This is a genomic window from Halosimplex marinum (genome assembly GCF_051414075.1).
GTDB classification, from domain to species: domain Archaea; phylum Halobacteriota; class Halobacteria; order Halobacteriales; family Haloarculaceae; genus Halosimplex; species Halosimplex marinum.
Genome location: NZ_JBLKNY010000004.1, coordinates 690,774 through 709,445 on the forward strand (window position 1 = coordinate 690,774; position 18,672 = coordinate 709,445).

The following is an 18,672-nucleotide window of genomic DNA, read 5'->3' on the forward strand; positions in this document are numbered from 1 at the left end:
GCGGGATTTGAACCGAAATCAGACGTGCTCGCTCGCTGTGCTCGTTGCGCGCGACTGACAGGGTTCAAATCCCGGACGGCGACACTGAATCCAGAACGCGGCGCGATGAAACGCGCCGCTTGCCAGTTGGATTCAGAGAAGCGCCCGAGGCGGGATTTGAACCCGCGTCACGACCGTGACAGGGTCGTATGATGGGCCACTACACCACCCGGGCTACACTCACACCTGCGGGGAACACACGGAAAAGGCTTTCCAGTTAGGACGGCGCCCTCGCCCGATCCCGGCGCCTCGGCCGTGCCAATACCTCCCGTACCCCAACACCTATCAGGGACTTCCGCGTATCACCGGGCACGAACCGACAACGTCGCGGTCCCACGGCGGTCGCTCGCGGCCCGAGTAGCCGCGCTCGGCCGACTTGGTAAGCGTTTTATAGCTCGCGGTTATAGGCGCCTGTAGTATCTCGTGACAGCAACTTCTCTCAGACAGGCCAACACATGGTAGACGTAAGCCAACACGAACTCGTTCCCGACCACACGGTCCTCGACGGCGAGGAGATCGAGGACGTGCTCGAGGAGTACAACGTGAAGAAAACCGACCTGCCGAAGATCAAGCGCACCGACCCCGCGCTGCGGGACCTGGAGGCCGACGTCGAGGCCGGCGACGTGGTCCAGGTGACGCGGGACTCGCGAACCACCGACCGGGCAGTCGTATACCGACTCGTGGTGGAATAACATGGACATTCAGGACAGACGCGAAATCTCGCGCGAGTATTTCTCGAGGGAACGGCTCGCAGAACACCACTTCCGCTCGTTCAACGCGTTCCTCAACCGGGGGATGCAGGAGGTCGTCGACGAGAAGGCGACCATCGAGACGGACATCGGCGACAAGGAGGGCGAGGAGCCCGTCTACGTCGAACTCGGGGACGTTCGGGTGGTCACGCCCCGCGTCCGGGAGGCCGACGGCTCCGAGGAGCTGCTCTATCCCCAGGAGGCCCGACTCCGCAATATCACCTACGCCGCGCCCGTCTTCATGGAGATGGCGATCATCAAGGGCGGCGAGGAGGAGGAAGAGCGGGTCGTCGACCAGACCGAGACCAAGATCGGCCGGATGCCGGTCATGGTCGGCTCGGACAAGTGTAACATCGCCGGGTTCACCGAGGAGGAACTCATCGACATCGGCGAGGACCCCGCCGACCCCGGCGGCTACTTCATCGTCAACGGCTCCGAGCGCGTGCTGATGACCAGCGAGGACCTCGCGCCGAACAAGATCCTCGCCGAGACCGACACCAAGTACGGCGACACCATCGAAGTCGCCAAGACGTTCTCCCAGCGGCGGGGCTACCGCGCGCTGGTGCTCGTCGAGCGCACTCGCGACGGACTGCTCGAAGTCTCCTTCCCGTCGGTCTCGGGGAGCATCAACTTCGTGACGCTCGTCCGAGCGCTCGGCCTGGAGAGCGACGAGGAGATCGTCCACCGCGTCTCCGAGGACCCGGAGATCGTGAAGTTCATGCTGGAGAACCTGGAGGCCGCCGAGGTCCAGACGACCGAGGGGGCCATCGAGGAACTCGGCAAGCGCGTCGCCTCCGGCCAGGGCAAGAACTACCAGCTCAAGCGGGCCAACTACGTCATCGACCGCTATCTCCTCCCGCACCTCCACGAGGACGGCGTCGAGGAGGAGGACGTGCGCATCAACAAGGCGTACTACCTCTGCCGGATGGCCGAGGCGTGTTTCGAACTCGCCCTGGACCGCCGCGAGGCCGACGACAAGGACCACTACGCCAACAAGCGCCTGAAGGTCAGCGGCGACCTGATGAAGGACCTGTTCCGGACGGCACTGAACAAGCTGGCCCGCGACGTGAAATACCAGCTCGAACGCGCGAACATGCGCAACCGTCAGCTGTCCGTCTCGACCGTCGTTCGGTCGGACGTGCTGACCGAGCGGCTCGAACACCCCATCGCGACGGGCAACTGGGTCGGCGGCCGCTCGGGCGTGAGCCAGCTGGTCGACCGGACCGACTACATGGGCGTTCTCTCCCACCTGCGGCGGCTGCGCTCGCCGCTCAGCCGATCGCAGCCCCATTTCGAGGCGCGGGACCTGCACGCGACCCAGTGGGGTCGCATCTGTCCCTCGGAGACGCCCGAGGGGCCGAACTGCGGCCTGGTGAAGAACTTCGCGCAGGCGATGGAGCTGTCACAGAACGTCGAGGACGAACAGGGACTGAAACAGGAACTGGCGGCGATGGGCGTCTCGGGCATCCCGGGCATCGAGTCCATCGACCAGCAGCCAGCGGACGACTAACATGAGCCAGCAAACACGAGAAGCCAAAGTCTACGTCAACGGGAGCCTGGTCGGGACACACCCCGACCCGCATCAGCTCGCAGACCAGATCCGACAGGCCCGCCGCAGGGGCGACGTGAGCGAGATGGTCAACGTCTCGGTCAAGGACCGCACGCGCGAGGTCATCGTCAACGCCGACGCCGGCCGCGCGCGCCGGCCCCTGCTCGTCGTCGAGGACGGCGAACCGCTCGTCTCCGACGAGGAGATCGAGGCCGTCACGGACGGCGACATGGAGTTCGAGGAGCTCGTCGAGCGGGGCTACATCGAGTTCATCGACGCCGAGGAGGAGGAGGACATCTACGTCGCCGTCGACGAGGACGACCTCACCGAGGACCACACGCACCTCGAGGTCGACCCGCAGCTGATGTTCGGAATCGGCGCGGGGATGATCCCCTACCCCGAGCACAACGCCAGCCCGCGCATCACGATGGGGTCGGGGATGATCAAGCAGTCGCTGGGCCTGCCGAGCGCCAACTACCGGATCCGTCCGGACACGCGCCAGCACCTCCTGCACTACCCCCAGCTGTCGCTGGTCAAGACCCAGACCACCGAGCAGATCGGCTACGACGACCGCCCGGCCGCCCAGAACTTCGTCGTCGCCGTGATGAGCTACGAGGGGTTCAACATCGAGGACGCCCTCGTCATGAACGAGGGGTCCGTCGAGCGGGCGCTCGCTCGCTCCCACTTCTTCCGCACCTACGAGGGCGAGGAACGCCGCTATCCCGGCGGCCAGGAGGACCACTTCGAGATCCCCGACGAGGAGGTGCGGGGCGCCCGCGGCGAGGAGGCCTACACCCACCTCGACGAAGACGGCCTCGTCAACCCCGAGACCCACGTCGGCGAGAACGACGTGCTGCTCGGGAAGACGAGCCCGCCGCGGTTCCTTGAGGAACCGGACGACATGGGCGGACTCTCCCCCCAGAAGCGACGCGAAACGTCCGTGACGATGCGCTCCGGCGAGTCCGGGGTCGTCGACACCGTGACGCTGATGGAGGGCGAGGACGGCTCCAAGCTCTCGAAGGTCTCCGTGCGCGACGAGCGCATCCCGGAACTGGGCGACAAGTTCGCCTCCCGCCACGGGCAGAAGGGCGTCGTCGGCCACATCGCGCCCCAGGAGGACATGCCCTTCACCGAGCAGGGCGTCGTGCCGGACCTCATCCTCAACCCCCACGCGCTGCCCTCGCGGATGACCGTCGGACACATCCTCGAGATGATCGGCGGCAAGGTCGGCTCGCTGGAAGGGCGGCGCGTCGACGGGACCGCCTTCACCGGCGAGGACGAGGACGAACTCCGCGGGTCGCTGGAGGAGCGCGGCTTCAAGTCCAGCGGCAAGGAGATCATGTACTCGGGCATCACCGGCGAGAAGATCGAGGCGGAGATCTTCGTCGGGACCATCTTCTACCAGAAGCTCTACCACATGGTCTCGAACAAGATCCACGCCCGCTCGCGCGGTCCGGTGCAGGTGCTGACCCGCCAGCCGACCGAGGGGCGCGCCCGCGAGGGGGGCCTGCGCGTCGGCGAGATGGAACGGGACGTGCTCATCGGCCACGGGGCCGCCATGGCACTGAAAGAGCGCCTGCTCGACGAGTCCGACCGCGAGTTCATCAACGTCTGCGGCGAGTGCGGGATGACGGCGGTCGAGAACGTCGAGCAACGGCGCGTCTACTGCCCCAACTGCGACGAGGAGACGGAGATCCACGAGGTCGAGATGAGCTACGCGTTCAAGCTCCTGCTCGACGAGATGAAGGCGCTCGGTATCGCGCCGCGTATCGAACTGGAGGACGCAGTCTAATATGTCCGCGCAAGGAACACCCCAGGAGATCGGTCAGATCAGCTTCGGGCTGATGGACCCCGAGGAGTACCGAGAGATGTCGGCCACGAAGGTCATCACGGCCGACACCTACGACGACGACGGCTTCCCCATCGACATGGGCCTGATGGACCCCCGCCTGGGCGTCATCGACCCCGGGCTGGAGTGCAAGACCTGCGGCAAACACTCCGGGTCCTGCAACGGCCACTTCGGCCACATCGAGCTGGCGGCGCCGGTCATCCACGTCGGCTTCGCGAAGCTCATCCGTCGCCTGCTGCGGGGCACCTGCCGCGAGTGCTCGCGGCTGACGCCCGTCGACGGCCGCCGCGTCGCCGACGCCGAGGAGAAGGCGGAGGAGCGCAAGCGGGAGTACCGCGAGAAGCTCGAACGCACGTCCGAGCTCAACGAGGACCTGTCTGACGTGCTCAAGTCGGCCATCCGCGAGTGTCGCAAGGTCGACTACTGTCCGTACTGCGGCGCCAAGCAGTTCGACATCAAACACGAGAAGCCGACGACCTACTACGAGATCATCGAGGTGCCCCACGGCGAACTCTCCAAGCGCCTGGAGCGGGCGATGGACCCGCCGGAGGGCGAGGCCGTCCGGCCCTCCGACATCGCCGAGGAGCTCGACGACGGCGACTTCGACGCCGAGCGGATCCGCGAGCTGCTCTCGGGCACCTACCGCCCGGACCGCAACGACATCGAGCGGCTGAAGAACCTCGGCCGCGCGCTGGGTCGGCTCAACGACCTCGACGAACTCGACGAGGACGTGTCCTCGTCGGCGGAGTACCTCGTCGAAGAGGACATGGACAAGCTGATGCCCTCGGACATCCGCGACTGGTTCGAGGAGATCCCCGACGAGGACATCGAGGCGCTCGGCATCAACCCCGAGCGCTCGCGGCCGGAGTGGATGATCCTCACCGTCCTCCCGGTCCCGCCCGTGACGGCGCGACCGTCCATCACGCTGGACAACGGCCAGCGCTCCGAGGACGACCTGACCCACAAGCTGGTGGACATCATCCGCATCAACCAGCGGTTCATGGAGAACCGCGAGGCGGGCGCCCCCCAGCTCATCATCGAGGACCTCTGGGAGCTGTTGCAGTACCACGTCACCACGTTCATGGACAACGAGATATCGGGGACGCCGCCGGCGCGACACCGCTCCGGCCGCCCGCTGAAGACGCTCTCCCAGCGCCTGAAGGGCAAGGAGGGCCGCTTCCGCGGGAGCCTCTCGGGGAAGCGCGTCAACTTCTCCGCGCGGACCGTGATCTCGCCGGACCCGACGCTGTCGCTGAACGAAGTCGGCGTCCCGGACCGCGTGGCGACGGAGATGACCCAGACGATGAACGTCAACGAGCGCAACCTCGACGAAGCTCGTCGGTACGTCGCGAACGGGCCCGAGGAACACCCGGGCGCCAACTACGTCCGCCGCCACGACGGTCGCCGGCTCAAGGTGACCGAGAAGAACTGCGAGGAGCTCGCCGAGAAGGTCGAGCCCGGCTGGGAGGTCTCGCGGCACCTCATCGACGGCGACGTCGTGATCTTCAACCGGCAGCCGTCGCTGCACCGGATGTCCATCATGGCCCACGAGGTCGTGGTGATGCCGTACAAGACGTTCCGGCTGAACACGACGGTCTGCCCGCCGTACAACGCCGACTTCGACGGCGACGAGATGAACATGCACGCGCTGCAGAACGAGGAGGCCCGCGCGGAGGCCCGGGTCCTCATGCGCGTCCAGGAGCAGATGCTCAGCCCGAAGATGGGCGAGAACATCATCGGCGCCATCCAGGACCACATCACCGGGACCTACCTGCTGACCCACACGAATCCGGAGTTCAACGAGACCCAGGCGCTGGATCTCCTGCGTGCGACCCGCATCGACGAACTGCCCGAGTCCGACGGCGTCGACGACGCCGGCGAGGCCTACTGGACGGGCCGGACGCTGTTCTCGGAGCTACTGCCGGACGACCTTGACCTTGAGTTCACCTCCTCGGCGGGCGACACCGTCGTCGTCGAGGACGGGCAGATGGTCGACGGTACCATCGACGAGGACGCGGTCGGCGCCTTCGGCGGCGAGGTCGTCGACACCATCGCGAAGGTCTACTCGAAGACCCGCGCGCGGATCTTCATCAACGAGGTCTCCGCGCTCGCGATGCGGTCGATCATGCACTTCGGGTTCTCGATCAGCATCGACGACGAGTCCATCCCGGAGGCGGCCGAGGCGCAGATCGACGAGGCCATCTCGGACGCCTACGACCGCGTCGAGAAGCTCATCGATACCTACGAGGCGGGCGAGCTGGAGTCGCTGCCGGGTCGGTCGGTCGACGAGACCCTGGAGATGAAGATCATGTCCACGCTCTCGAAGGCCCGCGACACCGCCGGCGACATCGCCGAGGACCACTTCGACGAGAGCAACCCGGCGGTCGTGATGGCCGACTCCGGGGCGCGCGGCTCGATGCTGAACCTCACGCAGATGGCCGGCTGCGTCGGCCAGCAGGCGGTCCGCGGCGAGCGGATCAACCGCGGCTACGAGGACCGCACGCTCAGCCACTACAAGCCCGACGACCTCTCCGCGGAGGCCCACGGCTTCGTCGAACACTCCTACCGGAGCGGCCTCGAACCGCGGGAGTTCTTCTTCCACGCGATGGGCGGCCGCGAGGGGCTGGTCGACACGGCGGTCCGCACCTCCAAGTCCGGCTACCTCCAGCGCCGGCTGATCAACGCGCTGTCCGAGCTGGAGACCCAGTACGACGGCACCGTCCGGGACACCAGCGACACCATCGTCCAGTTCGAGTTCGGCGAGGACGGCACCTCCCCCGTGGAGGTCTCCTCGAACCAGGACGGCGACATCGTCGACGTCGACGAGATCGCCGACCGGGTCGTCGAGGCGGAGTTCGACTCCGAGACCGAGAAAGAGCAGTTCCTCGGGCGCGAGCCCGAGCCGACGAACCTCTCGGAGCACGCCGACGACTGGTGGATGGAAGCGGCCGGGGGTGACTGACCATGGAGGTCACCGAGGACGTGCGGGCCCTGGTCGAGGACACCGAGCTCCCGCGCCGGCTGAAAGACGAGGTGTACGACACCATCGAACAGCGCGGCGAGCTGACGCTCGAACAGGTCGACGACATCGCGACGGCCGTCGAGAGCAAGTACGTCGACACCCGCGTCGACCCGCTCGACCCCGTCGGCACCGTCAGCGCCCAGTCCATCGGGGAGCCCGGCACCCAGATGACGATGAACACCTTCCACTACGCGGGGGTCGCGGAGATCGACGTGACCCAGGGGCTGCCCCGGCTCATCGAGCTGGTCGACGCCCGGAAGGAGCCGGACACGCCGATGATGACTATCCACCTCGAGGACGAGTACGCCGCCGAGCGCGAGCGCGCCCACGAGGTGGTCTGGGCCATCGAGTCGACGAAGATCCTCCAGCTGGGGGACGTGTCGACGAACGTCGCCGACATGCTCGTGCAGGTCGACCTCAACGAGGACACCCTGGAGGAGCGGTGGCCGACCGCCGACAACCTCGAGTCGGTCGTCTCGGACATCGCCTCGACCATCGAGTCGAAGCTCGGCGTCGAGGTCCAGACCCCGGCGCCGACCGTCGTCCAGTTCGGCCCCGACGAGCCCAGCTACCGCGACCTGCTCCAGCTGGTCGAGGAGCTCCGGGACATCGTCTTCAAGGGGATCGAGGAGATCTCCCGGGTCGTCATCCGCAAGGAGGAGACCGACGAGGGCGAGGAGTTCGTCCTCTACACCGAGGGGTCGGCCCTGGGCGACGTGCTCGGGCTCGACGGCGTCGACGCCTCGCGGACGACGTGTAACAACATCCACGAGATCCACCGCCAGCTCGGCATCGAGGCCGCGCGCGAGGCCATCATCAACGAGACGATGGACACGCTCGCCGAGCAGGGCCTCGACGAGGTGAACATCCGGCACCTGATGCTCGTCGCGGACATCATGACCAACCGCGGGAGCATCGAGTCGATCGGTCGCCACGGCATCTCCGGCAACAAGGAGTCCGTGCTCGCCCGCGCGGCGTTCGAGGTGACGGTCAACCACCTGCTCGACGCCGCCATCCACGGCGAGGTCGACGACCTCAACGGCGTCACCGAGAACGTCATCGTCGGCAAGCCGATCAAGCTGGGCACCGGCGACGTGGACCTACGGATGGCGCCCGGCCGCGGCGACGGCGCCGAAGAGGCCGACTGAATGGCGGGGCGAGACGGATGACGGTCACCCTCTCGGACGAGGCGATGCAGTTCATCGCACTGTTCGAGGACGAGACCGGCGCGACCGCCCGGGACTGCGTCGTCGACGAGGAGTACGACCGGCTGGTCTTCCTCGTCGCCGCCGGCGAGATGGGCGAGGCCATCGGCCCGGGCGGCCAGCACGTCCAGTCGGTCGAACAGCAGCTCGACCGGGAGATCAAGCTCGTCGAGGACGCGCCCACGGCCGAGGACTTCGTCGCCAGCGCCCTCTCGCCCGCGGCGGTGTACAACGTCACGATCAGCGAGAACGACGACCGGGTCGCCTACGCCGAGGTGGCCGACGAGGACCGCGGCGCCGCCATCGGCAAGGGCGGCCGCAACATCGACGCCGCCCGCGAACTCGCCGCCCGCCACCACGACATCGACGAGATCGAGCTGACGTAGGGCGGCGCGTCCCGGCTTTCGACCTCGCCGGCCCTTTTCCGACTTCTTCAGCCAGTCTCCCGACGGCAGCGCCGTCACCCGCCTCGCAGGGTCGCGTCCGGCCGGACGGCATCGGCCGGTCGGCGGCTCTCGGCGTTCGCCCCGTCGTCGGTGGCGTTGCCGACCCGGAGGGTCCAGACTGCGAAGTATTCGAGCTGGCCGTCGGCCCGGAGGTCCCGTCTACCGAGCTGGTCGCCGATGACGCGGCGCTGATCGACGTTGGTCCGCCACTGCGAGATCAGCAACCAGACCTGTTCGCCCCGCGCGCGCCGCTCCGCAATGACTTCCCCGAGCGTGTCCGCCTCGCTCGCCTGAACGGCGGTGGCCGACTCCTCGCCGGCGACGTGGACGGCGGGATAGAACCGCTCGGGCACGTCGCCGCCGACGACGACGATGTGCGGGTCGTCGCCGTGTCGCTCGACGCCCTCGACGGCCCCCTCCCACTGTGGGTTCTGGGGCGACCCGTGGAGCACGGTGACCGGGACGACCATCGCCAGCAGGAGCAGTCCGGCGACGGCGAAGCGCCCGGCGCCGATGTTGGTCCATCGAAGCTCGGAGATCCCGCGGGCGACGAGGAGGAACAGTCCGATCGACGCCGCGGCGGTGTACTTCGCCCGGTAGATCGGTTCGACCGTCAGCGAGACGGCGAACGGCACGACGACCGGCACGACGAGGACGAAAAGCAGGAACGTCGCCCGCCGCGACGGGAGCAGTCGGTCGAGCCGTCCCGCGGGGTCCTCGGGGTCGGCGTCGCTGACCAGCGCCCAGCCGGCGAGCGCGACCGAGGCGGCGATGAACCCCATCGACCACGAGTCCCACAGCCAGCCGTACCCGAAGTAGCGGGCGATAGTGTCGACGAGCAGGCCCGGCTCGGGGACGGGATCCAGGTCGGCGAGGCGCTGTCGAACGGCGGATAGCCGAGCAGTCGCATCCCGAGGACCGCCAGGAACGGGCCGAGCAGCAGGGCCGTCACGGCCTGGAGGCCGACCCAGCGCCGGAGCAGGTCGACCGCCGCCGACCATTCTATCCGGAGGACGTGGACCAGCAGGTAGCAGTTCTGGGCGAGGACCAGGAACAGCCCGAAGACGTGCGTGTAGCCGAGCAGCACCGTCGTCGCGACGTAGCCGGCGAGCGTCCGGCGCGAGCGGTCGCCGTCGAACACGACCCGGACGTACCAGTACAGCGAGGCGACCGACAGCGCGGTGTACAGCGAGTACATCCGCGTGTCCTGCGAGAAGTAGAGGTGCATCCCCGACAGCGCCAGCATCGCGGCCCCAATGGTAGCGGTCTCGCGGTCGTAGAGGCGCCGTCCGAGCGCGAACAGCAGGGCGACGGCCGCGACGCCGAAGACGAGCGACATCGAGCGGGTCGCGACCTTGCTCGCGCCGAAGACCGCGGTCCACCCGCGAAGCAGGAGGTAGTACAGCGGGGGGTGGGGGTCCTCCAGCGGCAGTTCCGTCAGGATCTCCAGGGTCGACCGCTCGGTCGCGTAGGTGATCGAGTACACTTCGTCCATCCAGAGGCTCTCGGACGTCAGCGCGCGGACGCGGACCACCAGCGCGACGACGAGGACCGCGCCCACGAGCCCGACCGACTCCAGGTCGTCGACCCGCTCGGCCACCCCGTCCGGGAGCGCCGACCGTACCGGATCCGTCACACCCATGACGCCACCATCCTGTCGGAGGGTAATAAATTGTCGTTGAAACATCTTCCAACCTGGCGACGTGGAACCGTCGGAAACCGGGGCGGCCGGGCCACGTGGGAGCGTCACAGGCCACGCGCCGAAAGAGGATGCTTAAGTACCTCCGTCGGGTATCCACGGCCACTATGGCGAACGGCAAATACGCCGCCCGCAAGCTGAAGAAGGACCGCCAGCAGCGACGGTGGTCCGACTCCGACTACGCACGTCGGAAGGAAGGGCCCGGCGAGGACCCCTTCGAGGGCGCGCCGCAGGCGCGAGGCATCGTACTGGAGAAGATCGGTCGCGAGGCCAAACAGCCCAACTCGGCGATCCGGAAGTGCGTCCGGGTCCAGCTGATCAAGAACGGCAAGGCCGTGACGGCGTTCCTGCCGGGCGACGGCGCCATCTCCTTCATCGACGAGCACGACGAGGTCACCATCGCCGGCATCGGGGGCGCCCAGGGGCGCTCGAAGGGCGACCTGCCCGGCGTCAACTACAAGGTCGAGAAGGTCAACGGCGTCTCGCTGATCGAACTCGTGCGCGGTAACGCGGAGAAGCCGGTCCGATAACATGTCTGCAGACGACGCACCCGAGCCGGACGCCCCGGCCGGGACCGACGACGAGGACGCGCCCGCCAAGCTGTTCGGCGAGTGGGAGGTCACCGACATCGAGTACTCCGACCCCTCGACCGAGCGCTACATCACGGTCACGCCCATCGCCCACACGATGGGTCGCCACGCCGGCAAGCAGTTCCAGAAGTCCGAGATCAGCATCGTCGAGCGGCTGATCAACCGGCTCATGCAGACCGAGGAGAACACCGGCGACAAGCAGAAGGTCATGCGCATCACGCGCGACGCCTTCGACATCATCCACGAGCGCACCGACGAGAACCCCGTCCAGGTGCTCGTCTCCGCCGTGGAGAACGCCGCGCCCCGCGAGGAGACCGTCCGCCTGAAGTACGGTGGCATCTCGGTCCCGAAGGCCGTCGACGTGGCACCCCAGCGCCGCGTCGACCAGGCCCTGAAGTTCATCGCCGAGGGCGTCTACAGCGACTCGTTCAAGACGCCGACCGACGCCGAGGAGGCGCTGGCCAACCAGCTCACCTCCGCAGCCAACGACGACGTCTCCGCCTACGCCGTCAACCAGAAGGAAGAGAAGGAACGCGTCGCCGCCGCCGCCCGGTAATCTCTCTCTCTCCGCTTCTCCGTCTTCTCCGGGGCGACAGCCGTGGCTCGGCCGGTCCGGGCGCGGCCGTCGCCGGTCGCCGCACGCCACGCGGCGTCCAACCCATGACGACCGAGTCCACACTGCGCGAGGCGCTCGCATCGGAGTCCGACCACTACACCGTCCGCCGCCGGGTCCGCGTCGGCGAACGCAACACCGTCTTCGAAGCGACGGTCGACGGGAGGCGGGCGGCCTGCAAGCTGACCGACTGCCAGCCCGCGACGCTGGCTCACGAGGGCGCGGTCCAGCGGGCGATCGCCGAGCGGACCGACCGCCGGGTTCCCGCGGTGCTCGCCGACGGAGACGGGTATCTCCTGCTGGAGTGGGTCGACGGGGAGACCTGTGCCGACCGCGACCCGGGCGAACGCCGCCGGGACCGACTCCGCTCGGTCGGTCGGTGGCTGGCCCGCCTGCACGGCGCGACCGAGGGGTGGTTCGACGGCCACGGGACGCTGGAACGGAGTGGGCGGCCGCTCGCCGTCGCGGAGCCGGCCGCGTGGGCGACGCGACTGGGCGAGTTCGTCGAGCGGTGGGCCGGGGAGTTGGCCGGAACGGCCTCGGCCGACACCGGGACCGCGGTCGCTTCGGCGGTCGACGCTCACCGGGAGTCGCTCGCGAACTGTCGGCCGGTCCTCGTCCACGGCGAGGCCAGCGGCGACCACGTCCTCTTCGACGGCGGCGAGGTCGCGACGCTGCTCGACTGGGAGCTCGCCCAGGCCGCGCCCGGCGGCTTCGACCTCGTCTGGGCAGAGCGCGACCTCCTCGGGCGGTCAGTGTCGGCCGGCCGTCACGGGTCGCTCCGTCGCGCGCTCTACGACGGATACGCGAGCGAGCGGCACCTTGGCCCCGGGTTCCCCGTCCGGCGCGAGCTGTACCGGGCCGCCTTCGCGATGCGGGAGCTGACGCTGGTCCACGATCCCGAGATGCCCGCCCAGAGCGGTCGGGAGGACTACGGGGCGGCTCTGCGTGGGTTCGTGTCGGGTCGGCTCGCCGCCGCCGACTCGCTTTCGGGCAGGGTGGCCTGACCGGGCGCGTTCGCGTCCGCAAACTCCAAGCGGCCGACGGTCACACCGTCGGTCGTGGTCCCCCTCCAGTCCGGCGGCTCCGCGGAACTGCTGACCGTCCTGCTGTTCGCGACCGCGGTGTCGGTTCCGGTGGCGCTTCTCGTCGGCGTCTTCCTGAAGCGCGCGCTTCGTCGGAGTCGGGGGAATCGACGAACTGCGGGAGCGCGTCGAGGAGTTGGAGTCCGAACGGGAGTGAGTCCGATCGCTACCACGCTCGTCGATGAGAGATGAACCGACCCGACCGCACTCGACGGTGAGCGCTGAAAGCTCTCGGCCCGCTCGCTACGAGTTGGTGCGACGGCAGGGAACAACAACCGATGAAAGCCCTCGGCGCGCTCGCGGTCGCTGAGCGACATACCCTCGCTACGCTCGGGTAGGGGTCGCTCAGACGACCACGTGAACGCGAGCGCGTCTCGCCCTTTCAGTCCACCAGGGACCGCGACCGCTCCGACAGCACCGCACCCGCCCCGCACAGCAACCGCAGACAGCCTCGAACCTCCCCAGCCTCTTGCGCTTCTCGCAAGCTGCGATGCTCATCCCTCGCGCAGTTCCGTCGCGCGCATGAAAGCGCGCTCCAGCGCGCGCCGACCGCAGTGGACCCCGGTCTATCGCCCTCAGAAACCCATCTCGTTGCGGAGAAAGAGCCCGGCGGACTTCAGGTAGGAGGGGCGGGTGATCCGGTCGCGCTCGTCGTCGGAGAGGTCGAAGTCGAAGACCTCGATGTTCTGACGGAGATGTTCGCGGGAGGTGGTCTTGGGGATGGCGGCGACGTGCTCGAAGCCGGTGGCCCAGCGGAGCGCGACCTGGACGGGCGTCTTGTCGTAGCGCTCGCCGATCTCGGCGAGGACGGGGTCGTCGAGGAGGCCGCCGTGGGCGAGCGGGCTGTAGGCCGTCAGCATCGTGTCGGCCTTCGCGCAGTACTCCCGGAGCGCGCCGTGGGTGTAGAAGGGGTGAAAGCGGACCTGGTCGGCGAGGATGGGGATGGTCGACTTCTCGCGGGCGCGGCGCAGGCGCCAGCGCCGGAAGTTGCTGACGCCGGCGTGGCGGATCAGACCGTCGTCGCGCAGTTCGGCCATGCCGCGGGCGGTGTCGCGGAAGGAGACGAGCGGGTTCGGCCAGTGGAGCAGGAGGAGGTCGACGTAGTCGGTGCCGAGGCGGTCGAGACTCCCCTTCGTGCTCTCGACCACGTCCGACCGGCGGGCGTTGCCCGGCGTGACTTTCGTCGTGATCCACACGTCGTCGCGGTCCACGTCGGCGTCGGCCAGGGCGCGACCGACCTGCTCCTCGTTGTCGTACATCTGGGCGGTGTCGACGTGCCGGTACCCCAGTTCGAGCGCGGCCGAGACGGTCTCGTAACACTCCTCGCCGGTGAGCTGCCACGTCCCGAGGCCGACGGCGGGGACCTCGGCGCCCTGCACGGTGACGTGTTCCATGGGCCGACCGCGGCCGGACGGGAGGTAAATCCCCCGCTCGCGGCGGCCGGAACCGGTTCCGGTTCGGTCCCGGGCCGGGACCGAACGGGTCCGAAGTATCGTAAACCAGTGTCTATTTACCGGTTGACGGGACACGGAGAGGTATGGCACAGGAGTACGAGTCCGTCGAACTGGTGGACGACGACACGGTGCGGAACCTGGCGGGGGCGGCGGTGCTGGCGGCGCTGACGGCGGCGCTCGCCCAGCTGTCGATCCCGATCCCGAGCGTCGGGGTGCCGTTCTCGCTGCAGCCCTTTGGACCCTTCTTCGCGGGGCTGTTGCTCGGGCCGCTGTGGGGCGGGTTCGCGATGGCGCTGTACCTGGTCGCGGGCGCGGCCGGCGCGCCGGTGTTCTCCAACGGCGCGGCGGGCATCGGCTACTTCGGCGGCCGGACCGGCGGATTCCTCGTCGGCTTCGCGCTGTCGGCGGTCGTCGTCGGCGCGGTCGCCCACCGCGGGATCGAGCCGCGGCCCGTCTCCGAGCTGTCGGTGCCGGTCGAACTCGCCGCAGTGTTCGCCGGGCTGGTCGTCGTCTACGCGGTCGGCCTCCCGTGGATGGCCGAGGTACTGGGCGTCTCGATCGGCGCAGCGGCCGGGATCATGGCGCCGTTCGCCGTGCCGGACGTGGTGAAGGTGTTCGTCGCCGTCGCCGTCGTCGAGGGCGGCCACCTCGCCCTCCGGGAATGATCGAGACCGAGGGGCTGGTCCACCGCTACGGCGAGGTCGCGGCCGTCGACGGCGTCTCGCTGTCGGTCGACGACGGCGAGGCCGTCGCGGTCGTCGGCGCCAACGGCAGCGGGAAGACCACGCTGGTCAGACACTTCGACGCGCTGCTGGAGCCCGACGAGGGGACCGTCCGCGTCGACGGCCGGGACGTGACCGAGGAGCCCGTCTACGCCCGGACGCGCGTGGGGATGGTGTTCCAGAACCCCCGCGACCAGTTCGTCGCGGGGACCGTCGGCGCCGACGTGGCGTTCGGCCCGGAGAACCTCGGGCTCGACCGGGCGGAGATCGACCGCCGGGTCGAGGAAGGGCTCGACGCGGTCGACATGAGTGGCCGCGGCGACGAGCGGATCGACCGCCTCTCCGGGGGCGAACAGGCGAGAGTCGCCATCGCGGGCGCGCTGGCGATGGAGCCCGACCACCTCGTGCTGGACGAGCCGCTGGTCGGGCTCGACCGGGCGGCCCGCGAGTCGGTGCTGACCCGCCTCGACGCGCTGTCGGCCGACGGGACCGGGCTCGTGGTTGTCACCCACGACCTGCGCGACGTGGTCGGGCTGGTCGGCCGCGTGGTCGGGATGGCCGACGGGCGGGTCGTGCTGGACGAACCGACGCCGGCGGCGCTGGACCGGCTGGACGAGGTCGGGGTTCGCGACCCGCGATGCTGACCTACGAGCCGGGCGACTCGCTCGCCCACGGGCTCGACCCGCGGGCGAAGCTCGCCGTCCAGTTCGGCCTCGCGGTCGCGGTGTTCGGCGACCCGACCGTGCGTGGGTTCGCGGTCGGCGGCGCGGTCGCCCTCGGCGCGCTCGCAGCCGGGCGGCTCTCCCCGTTGCGGGTAGTTCGGGCCTACTGGCCGGTCTTCCTGTTCCTCTCGGTCGGGCCGCTCGTCGGCGGCGCGGCCCTGGGCGAGCCGTGGTTCCGTGTCGGACCGGCCGTCGAGTCGCTGCGGTCGGTCGCCCGGGTCGTCCCGGTGGTGTTCGCCAGCGCCGTCTACGTGCGGACGACGCCCGTCCGGGAGACGCGGGCGGCCATCCAGCTGACGGTCCCGGGGAGGGTCGGCCGGCTGTTCGGCGTCGGCGTCGGGCTGGTCTTCCGCTTTTTCCCGGTGGTCCTGCGCGACGTGCGGGCGACCCGACGGGCGGTCCACGCGCGGGCGGGCGAGCGCCGGCCGCTCCGCGACCGCGTCGAGCGGATCCTGACCCGGAGCCTCCAGCGGTCCGTTCTGCGTGCCGACCGGCTGACGCTCGCCCTGCGGGCGCGCTGTTTCGCCTGGAACCCGACGCTCCCGGTGCTGGCGCTCCGGCGCCGGGACTACCTCGCGGCCGCCGTCGGCGTCGCGCTGGCGGCCTGGCCGCTGGTCGCCCGCGTTCCCGGAAGATTCATTCCGGTCGGGTAATAGGACTCGGACATGCACCCCGACTCGACCGAGCGGACGGCGACGGCCCCTCCGCGCTCGCGGCGCCGCTTTCTCGCCCTGACCGCAGCCGGCGTCGCCGGCCTGGCGGGCTGTTCGACCGAGATCGCGACGCCGACCGACGGCGGAAGCGGCGGCGATGGCAGCGACGGCGGTGGCGGCGACGACGGCGATAGCGGTGCGGACGGCAGCGACGGGTCCGACGGCGACGCGGGCGACGGCTCGACCGGCGACACGGCCACGCCGGAGTCGGTCGTCGGCCGCCCGATCGAGGAGTGGTCGGGCTACGACCCCGAGTGGGAGGCGCCGACGAGTTCGCCGCTGGATGCGACCCTCGGTACTGAGATCCTCGTCGAGAACCTGGAAGTCCCGTGGGACATCGCGTTCGCGCCCGACGGGGATATGTTCGTCACCGAACGCGTCGGTCGCGTCCTGCGGTTCGACGGCGAAGACGTGCGCACCGTCGCGGAGCCGGCCGGGGCCATCGACGCCGGCTCCATCGAACCGGGGTCGGACAAGCGACCCTGGTGGGTCAAGGGCGGCGAAGGGGGGACCCTCGGTATCGCCGTCCACCCGACGTTTCCGAACCCCTCGCACATCTTCGTCTACTACACGTACACGAACGACGAGGGGACGAAGTACAACAAGGTGGCCGCCTTCGACGTCGAGTCGGAGACCCCGGGCGAGCCGGTCAGGACGGTCGTCGACGAGATCCCCGCGAACAACTACCACAACGGCGGGCGGATCACCTTCGGCCCGCGCAACTACCTCTGGATCACCTGCGGCGACGGCGGCCAGCCCGATGCCGCCCAGGACCCCGGCAGCCTCGCCGGGAAGATCCTCCGCGTGACTCCCTCGGGCGACCCCGCGCCGGACAACCCCGACCTGGGCGACGACGCCGACCCCAGGGTGTTCACGTACGGCCATCGCAACCCCCAGGGGATCGTCTGGTTGCCCGACGGCACGCCGGTCGCCTCCGAGCACGGCCCCTCGGGCCGCGACGAGATCAACCGGCTGGTCGCGGGCGACAACTACAGCTGGCCCGAGGTGTACGAGCCCGACAACTACCCCGGCAGCGGCTTCCACCCGCCGCTGTTCAACACCCGCGCCACGAGCTTCGCACCCACGGGCTCGCTGTTCTACACCGGCGAGAAGGTGCCAGCCCTGCGGAACCGGATGGTCACCGGCGGGCTCATCAGCCAGCAGCTGATCGTCACGACGCTGACCCCCGAGGGCGGCGAACTCCCCCCGGCCGAGAACGCCTACGACCAGGTGACTGGCGACTGGGCGGACCAGGCCTACACCGCGACGGTCCACACGACGATGAAGAACGAACTCGGCCGGATCCGCCACGTCGAGCAGTCGCCCGACGGCGATGTCTACGTCATCACGTCCAACCGCGACGGCCGCGCGAAGGGGGAGTTCCCCCGCGAGCGCGACGACGTGCTCGTCCGGCTGACCCAGGAGTAGATATCACGGTCGAGTCGTCCCGGCCTCCGGTCAGTCCGCGGCCCGCTCGCCGCCGGTCGCGTAGGCGCGGGTCACGTCGACCAGCGCCTTCCGGTACTCGCTGTCGTCGGGGTCGCGGGCGAGCGTCCGGAACTGGCGGGTGAACGACGCCACGTCGATCTCCGGGGCGTCCTGGGCCGCCGCGTGCGCCAGGTCGTAGATCCGGTGGTCGTCGTCGACCAGGTCGTGCCGTTCGACCAGCCCGAGCGCGAACGCGGCGTTGACCGCGGTGATGTCCGGATCGGCCGCGGGAGTAAGCCGGTCCCAGGCGGGGGGATCCCGTGGTCGGTCGGCGACGGCGGCGGCGAGGCTGGATTCGAGGAAGGCCACGAGCTTGTCGGCCGGCGCGACCTCCAGCCACACGTCGTCGGCGTAGATGTCCTTCATGTGGTTGGCGATCTGGTAGCAGTGGGTGAGCTTCCGGCGCTCGACCGACCGGCCGGCCAGCGCGAGGAAGATGACTTCCTCCATCGACTGCGTGTGAGAGGGGTGGTCGCGCTCGTAGTGGTGCATATGCGCGAACTCGTGGAGCGCGAGTTCCCGCGCCATCGCCGACGTGGCCGCCTGCCGGGAGATGACGAACAGGTGGCTCTCCTCGTCGTGGCTCACGCGCGTCCGCTCGTCGGGGTCCTCGCGTATCTCGACGGTGACAGGCCGCTCCAGCGTCCGTTCGGTCTCGAACAGGTCGCGCGCCCCGAGAATCGGACCCTCCGGGCCGGGGCCGCGCACTCGCACGTCCATACGCTCT

Annotated in this window: 16 protein-coding genes and 1 tRNA gene; 13 read left to right on the forward strand and 4 right to left on the reverse strand. The window is 69.2% G+C overall.

Translation table 11 applies throughout. From position 1 onward, the window contains the following. Window positions 1–141: 141 nt before the first annotated feature. A tRNA-Asp gene (locus ACMGFI_RS11530) sits at window positions 142–214 on the reverse strand. Window positions 215–494: 280 nt separating this feature from the next. Here ACMGFI_RS11530 and ACMGFI_RS11535 point away from each other — a divergent pair. The 6 genes from ACMGFI_RS11535 to ACMGFI_RS11560 are packed head-to-tail and all read left to right on the forward strand — an operon-like array spanning window position 495 to window position 8,799. Continuing rightward, entirely contained in the window at window positions 495–731 is a 237-nt protein-coding gene (locus tag ACMGFI_RS11535; RefSeq protein ID WP_436909765.1) for a DNA-directed RNA polymerase subunit H, read from the forward strand. A 1-nt stretch (window position 732) separates the two neighbouring features. Next, on the forward strand, window positions 733–2,298 hold the full coding sequence (locus tag ACMGFI_RS11540) for a DNA-directed RNA polymerase subunit B'' (protein ID WP_436909767.1): 1,566 nt from the start codon (window positions 733–735) through the stop codon (window positions 2,296–2,298). Window position 2,299: 1 nt separating this feature from the next. Continuing rightward, window positions 2,300–4,129, forward strand: a complete 1,830-nt coding sequence (gene rpoB, locus ACMGFI_RS11545; RefSeq protein WP_436909768.1) for a DNA-directed RNA polymerase subunit B — start codon at window positions 2,300–2,302, stop codon at window positions 4,127–4,129. 1 nt (window position 4,130) lies between these two features. Next, window positions 4,131–7,148, forward strand: coding sequence for a DNA-directed RNA polymerase subunit A' (locus tag ACMGFI_RS11550; protein ID WP_436909769.1), 3,018 nt, complete (start codon window positions 4,131–4,133; stop codon window positions 7,146–7,148). Window positions 7,149–7,150: 2 nt separating this feature from the next. Beyond that, entirely contained in the window at window positions 7,151–8,356 is a 1,206-nt protein-coding gene (gene rpoA2 / locus ACMGFI_RS11555; RefSeq protein ID WP_436909770.1) for a DNA-directed RNA polymerase subunit A'', read from the forward strand. 17 nt (window positions 8,357–8,373) lie between these two features. After that, a complete protein-coding gene (locus ACMGFI_RS11560; protein WP_436909772.1) occupies window positions 8,374–8,799 on the forward strand; it encodes a NusA-like transcription termination signal-binding factor in 426 nt (141 codons plus the stop codon). 673 nt (window positions 8,800–9,472) lie between these two features. Here ACMGFI_RS11560 and ACMGFI_RS11565 read toward each other — a convergent pair. After that, on the reverse strand, window positions 9,473–10,501 hold the full coding sequence (locus ACMGFI_RS11565) for a glycosyltransferase family 39 protein (protein ID WP_436909773.1): 1,029 nt from the start codon (window positions 10,499–10,501) through the stop codon (window positions 9,473–9,475). 164 nt (window positions 10,502–10,665) lie between these two features. Here ACMGFI_RS11565 and ACMGFI_RS11570 point away from each other — a divergent pair, with 164 nt between their 5' ends. The 3 genes from ACMGFI_RS11570 (at window position 10,666) to ACMGFI_RS11580 (ending at window position 12,768) form a co-directional block, all read left to right on the forward strand. After that, complete coding sequence (locus ACMGFI_RS11570; protein ID WP_436909775.1) at window positions 10,666–11,088, forward strand: 30S ribosomal protein S12; 423 nt, start codon at window positions 10,666–10,668, stop codon at window positions 11,086–11,088. Window position 11,089: 1 nt separating this feature from the next. Further along, window positions 11,090–11,704, forward strand: coding sequence for a 30S ribosomal protein S7 (locus ACMGFI_RS11575; RefSeq protein WP_436909776.1), 615 nt, complete (start codon window positions 11,090–11,092; stop codon window positions 11,702–11,704). A gap of 104 nt (window positions 11,705–11,808) precedes the next feature. After that, on the forward strand, window positions 11,809–12,768 hold the full coding sequence (locus ACMGFI_RS11580; RefSeq protein WP_436909777.1) for a phosphotransferase family protein: 960 nt from the start codon (window positions 11,809–11,811) through the stop codon (window positions 12,766–12,768). A gap of 653 nt (window positions 12,769–13,421) precedes the next feature. Here ACMGFI_RS11580 and ACMGFI_RS11585 read toward each other — a convergent pair. After that, the gene (locus tag ACMGFI_RS11585; RefSeq protein WP_436909778.1) at window positions 13,422–14,240 is read right to left on the reverse strand and encodes an aldo/keto reductase; all 819 of its coding nucleotides are present in this window, start codon (window positions 14,238–14,240) and stop codon (window positions 13,422–13,424) included. 143 nt (window positions 14,241–14,383) lie between these two features. Between ACMGFI_RS11585 and ACMGFI_RS11590 the strand changes: the two genes are divergently transcribed. The 4 genes from ACMGFI_RS11590 to ACMGFI_RS11605 are packed head-to-tail and all read left to right on the forward strand — an operon-like array spanning window position 14,384 to window position 17,885. Next, the gene (locus ACMGFI_RS11590; protein ID WP_436909779.1) at window positions 14,384–14,965 is read left to right on the forward strand and encodes a biotin transporter BioY; all 582 of its coding nucleotides are present in this window, start codon (window positions 14,384–14,386) and stop codon (window positions 14,963–14,965) included. Then, window positions 14,962–15,666 (forward strand): energy-coupling factor ABC transporter ATP-binding protein, encoded by a 705-nt coding sequence (locus tag ACMGFI_RS11595; RefSeq protein WP_436909780.1) that lies wholly within the window; start codon window positions 14,962–14,964, stop codon window positions 15,664–15,666. The genes ACMGFI_RS11590 and ACMGFI_RS11595 overlap by 4 nt, the downstream gene beginning before the upstream one ends. Next, a complete protein-coding gene (locus tag ACMGFI_RS11600) occupies window positions 15,660–16,397 on the forward strand; it encodes an energy-coupling factor transporter transmembrane component T family protein (protein WP_436909782.1) in 738 nt (245 codons plus the stop codon). The genes ACMGFI_RS11595 and ACMGFI_RS11600 overlap by 7 nt, the downstream gene beginning before the upstream one ends. A gap of 12 nt (window positions 16,398–16,409) precedes the next feature. Then, window positions 16,410–17,885 carry a PQQ-dependent sugar dehydrogenase gene (locus ACMGFI_RS11605; protein WP_436909783.1) on the forward strand — a complete coding sequence of 492 codons (1,476 nt, stop codon included), beginning with the start codon at window positions 16,410–16,412 and terminating at the stop codon, window positions 17,883–17,885. Between the two features lie 30 nt (window positions 17,886–17,915). Here ACMGFI_RS11605 and ACMGFI_RS11610 read toward each other — a convergent pair whose 3' ends face one another. Further along, entirely contained in the window at window positions 17,916–18,665 is a 750-nt protein-coding gene (locus tag ACMGFI_RS11610; protein ID WP_436909785.1) for a DUF5781 family protein, read from the reverse strand. Between the last annotated feature and the right edge of the window lie 7 nt (window positions 18,666–18,672).

Bases quoted from the DNA above. Each gene is read 5' to 3' on its own strand.
- ACMGFI_RS11535 (WP_436909765.1), top strand. From the start codon at position 495: ATGGTAGACGTAAGCCAACACGAACTCGTTCCCGACCACACGGTCCTC.
- ACMGFI_RS11540 (WP_436909767.1), top strand. From the start codon at position 733: ATGGACATTCAGGACAGACGCGAAATCTCGCGCGAGTATTTCTCGAGG.
- rpoB (WP_436909768.1), top strand. From the start codon at position 2,300: ATGAGCCAGCAAACACGAGAAGCCAAAGTCTACGTCAACGGGAGCCTG.
- ACMGFI_RS11550 (WP_436909769.1), top strand. From the start codon at position 4,131: ATGTCCGCGCAAGGAACACCCCAGGAGATCGGTCAGATCAGCTTCGGG.
- rpoA2 (WP_436909770.1), top strand. From the start codon at position 7,151: ATGGAGGTCACCGAGGACGTGCGGGCCCTGGTCGAGGACACCGAGCTC.
- ACMGFI_RS11560 (WP_436909772.1), top strand. From the start codon at position 8,374: ATGACGGTCACCCTCTCGGACGAGGCGATGCAGTTCATCGCACTGTTC.
- ACMGFI_RS11565 (WP_436909773.1), bottom strand. From the start codon at position 10,501: ATGGGTGTGACGGATCCGGTACGGTCGGCGCTCCCGGACGGGGTGGCC.
- ACMGFI_RS11570 (WP_436909775.1), top strand. From the start codon at position 10,666: ATGGCGAACGGCAAATACGCCGCCCGCAAGCTGAAGAAGGACCGCCAG.
- ACMGFI_RS11575 (WP_436909776.1), top strand. From the start codon at position 11,090: ATGTCTGCAGACGACGCACCCGAGCCGGACGCCCCGGCCGGGACCGAC.
- ACMGFI_RS11580 (WP_436909777.1), top strand. From the start codon at position 11,809: ATGACGACCGAGTCCACACTGCGCGAGGCGCTCGCATCGGAGTCCGAC.
- ACMGFI_RS11585 (WP_436909778.1), bottom strand. From the start codon at position 14,240: ATGGAACACGTCACCGTGCAGGGCGCCGAGGTCCCCGCCGTCGGCCTC.
- ACMGFI_RS11590 (WP_436909779.1), top strand. From the start codon at position 14,384: ATGGCACAGGAGTACGAGTCCGTCGAACTGGTGGACGACGACACGGTG.
- ACMGFI_RS11595 (WP_436909780.1), top strand. From the start codon at position 14,962: ATGATCGAGACCGAGGGGCTGGTCCACCGCTACGGCGAGGTCGCGGCC.
- ACMGFI_RS11600 (WP_436909782.1), top strand. From the start codon at position 15,660: ATGCTGACCTACGAGCCGGGCGACTCGCTCGCCCACGGGCTCGACCCG.
- ACMGFI_RS11605 (WP_436909783.1), top strand. From the start codon at position 16,410: ATGCACCCCGACTCGACCGAGCGGACGGCGACGGCCCCTCCGCGCTCG.
- ACMGFI_RS11610 (WP_436909785.1), bottom strand. From the start codon at position 18,665: ATGGACGTGCGAGTGCGCGGCCCCGGCCCGGAGGGTCCGATTCTCGGG.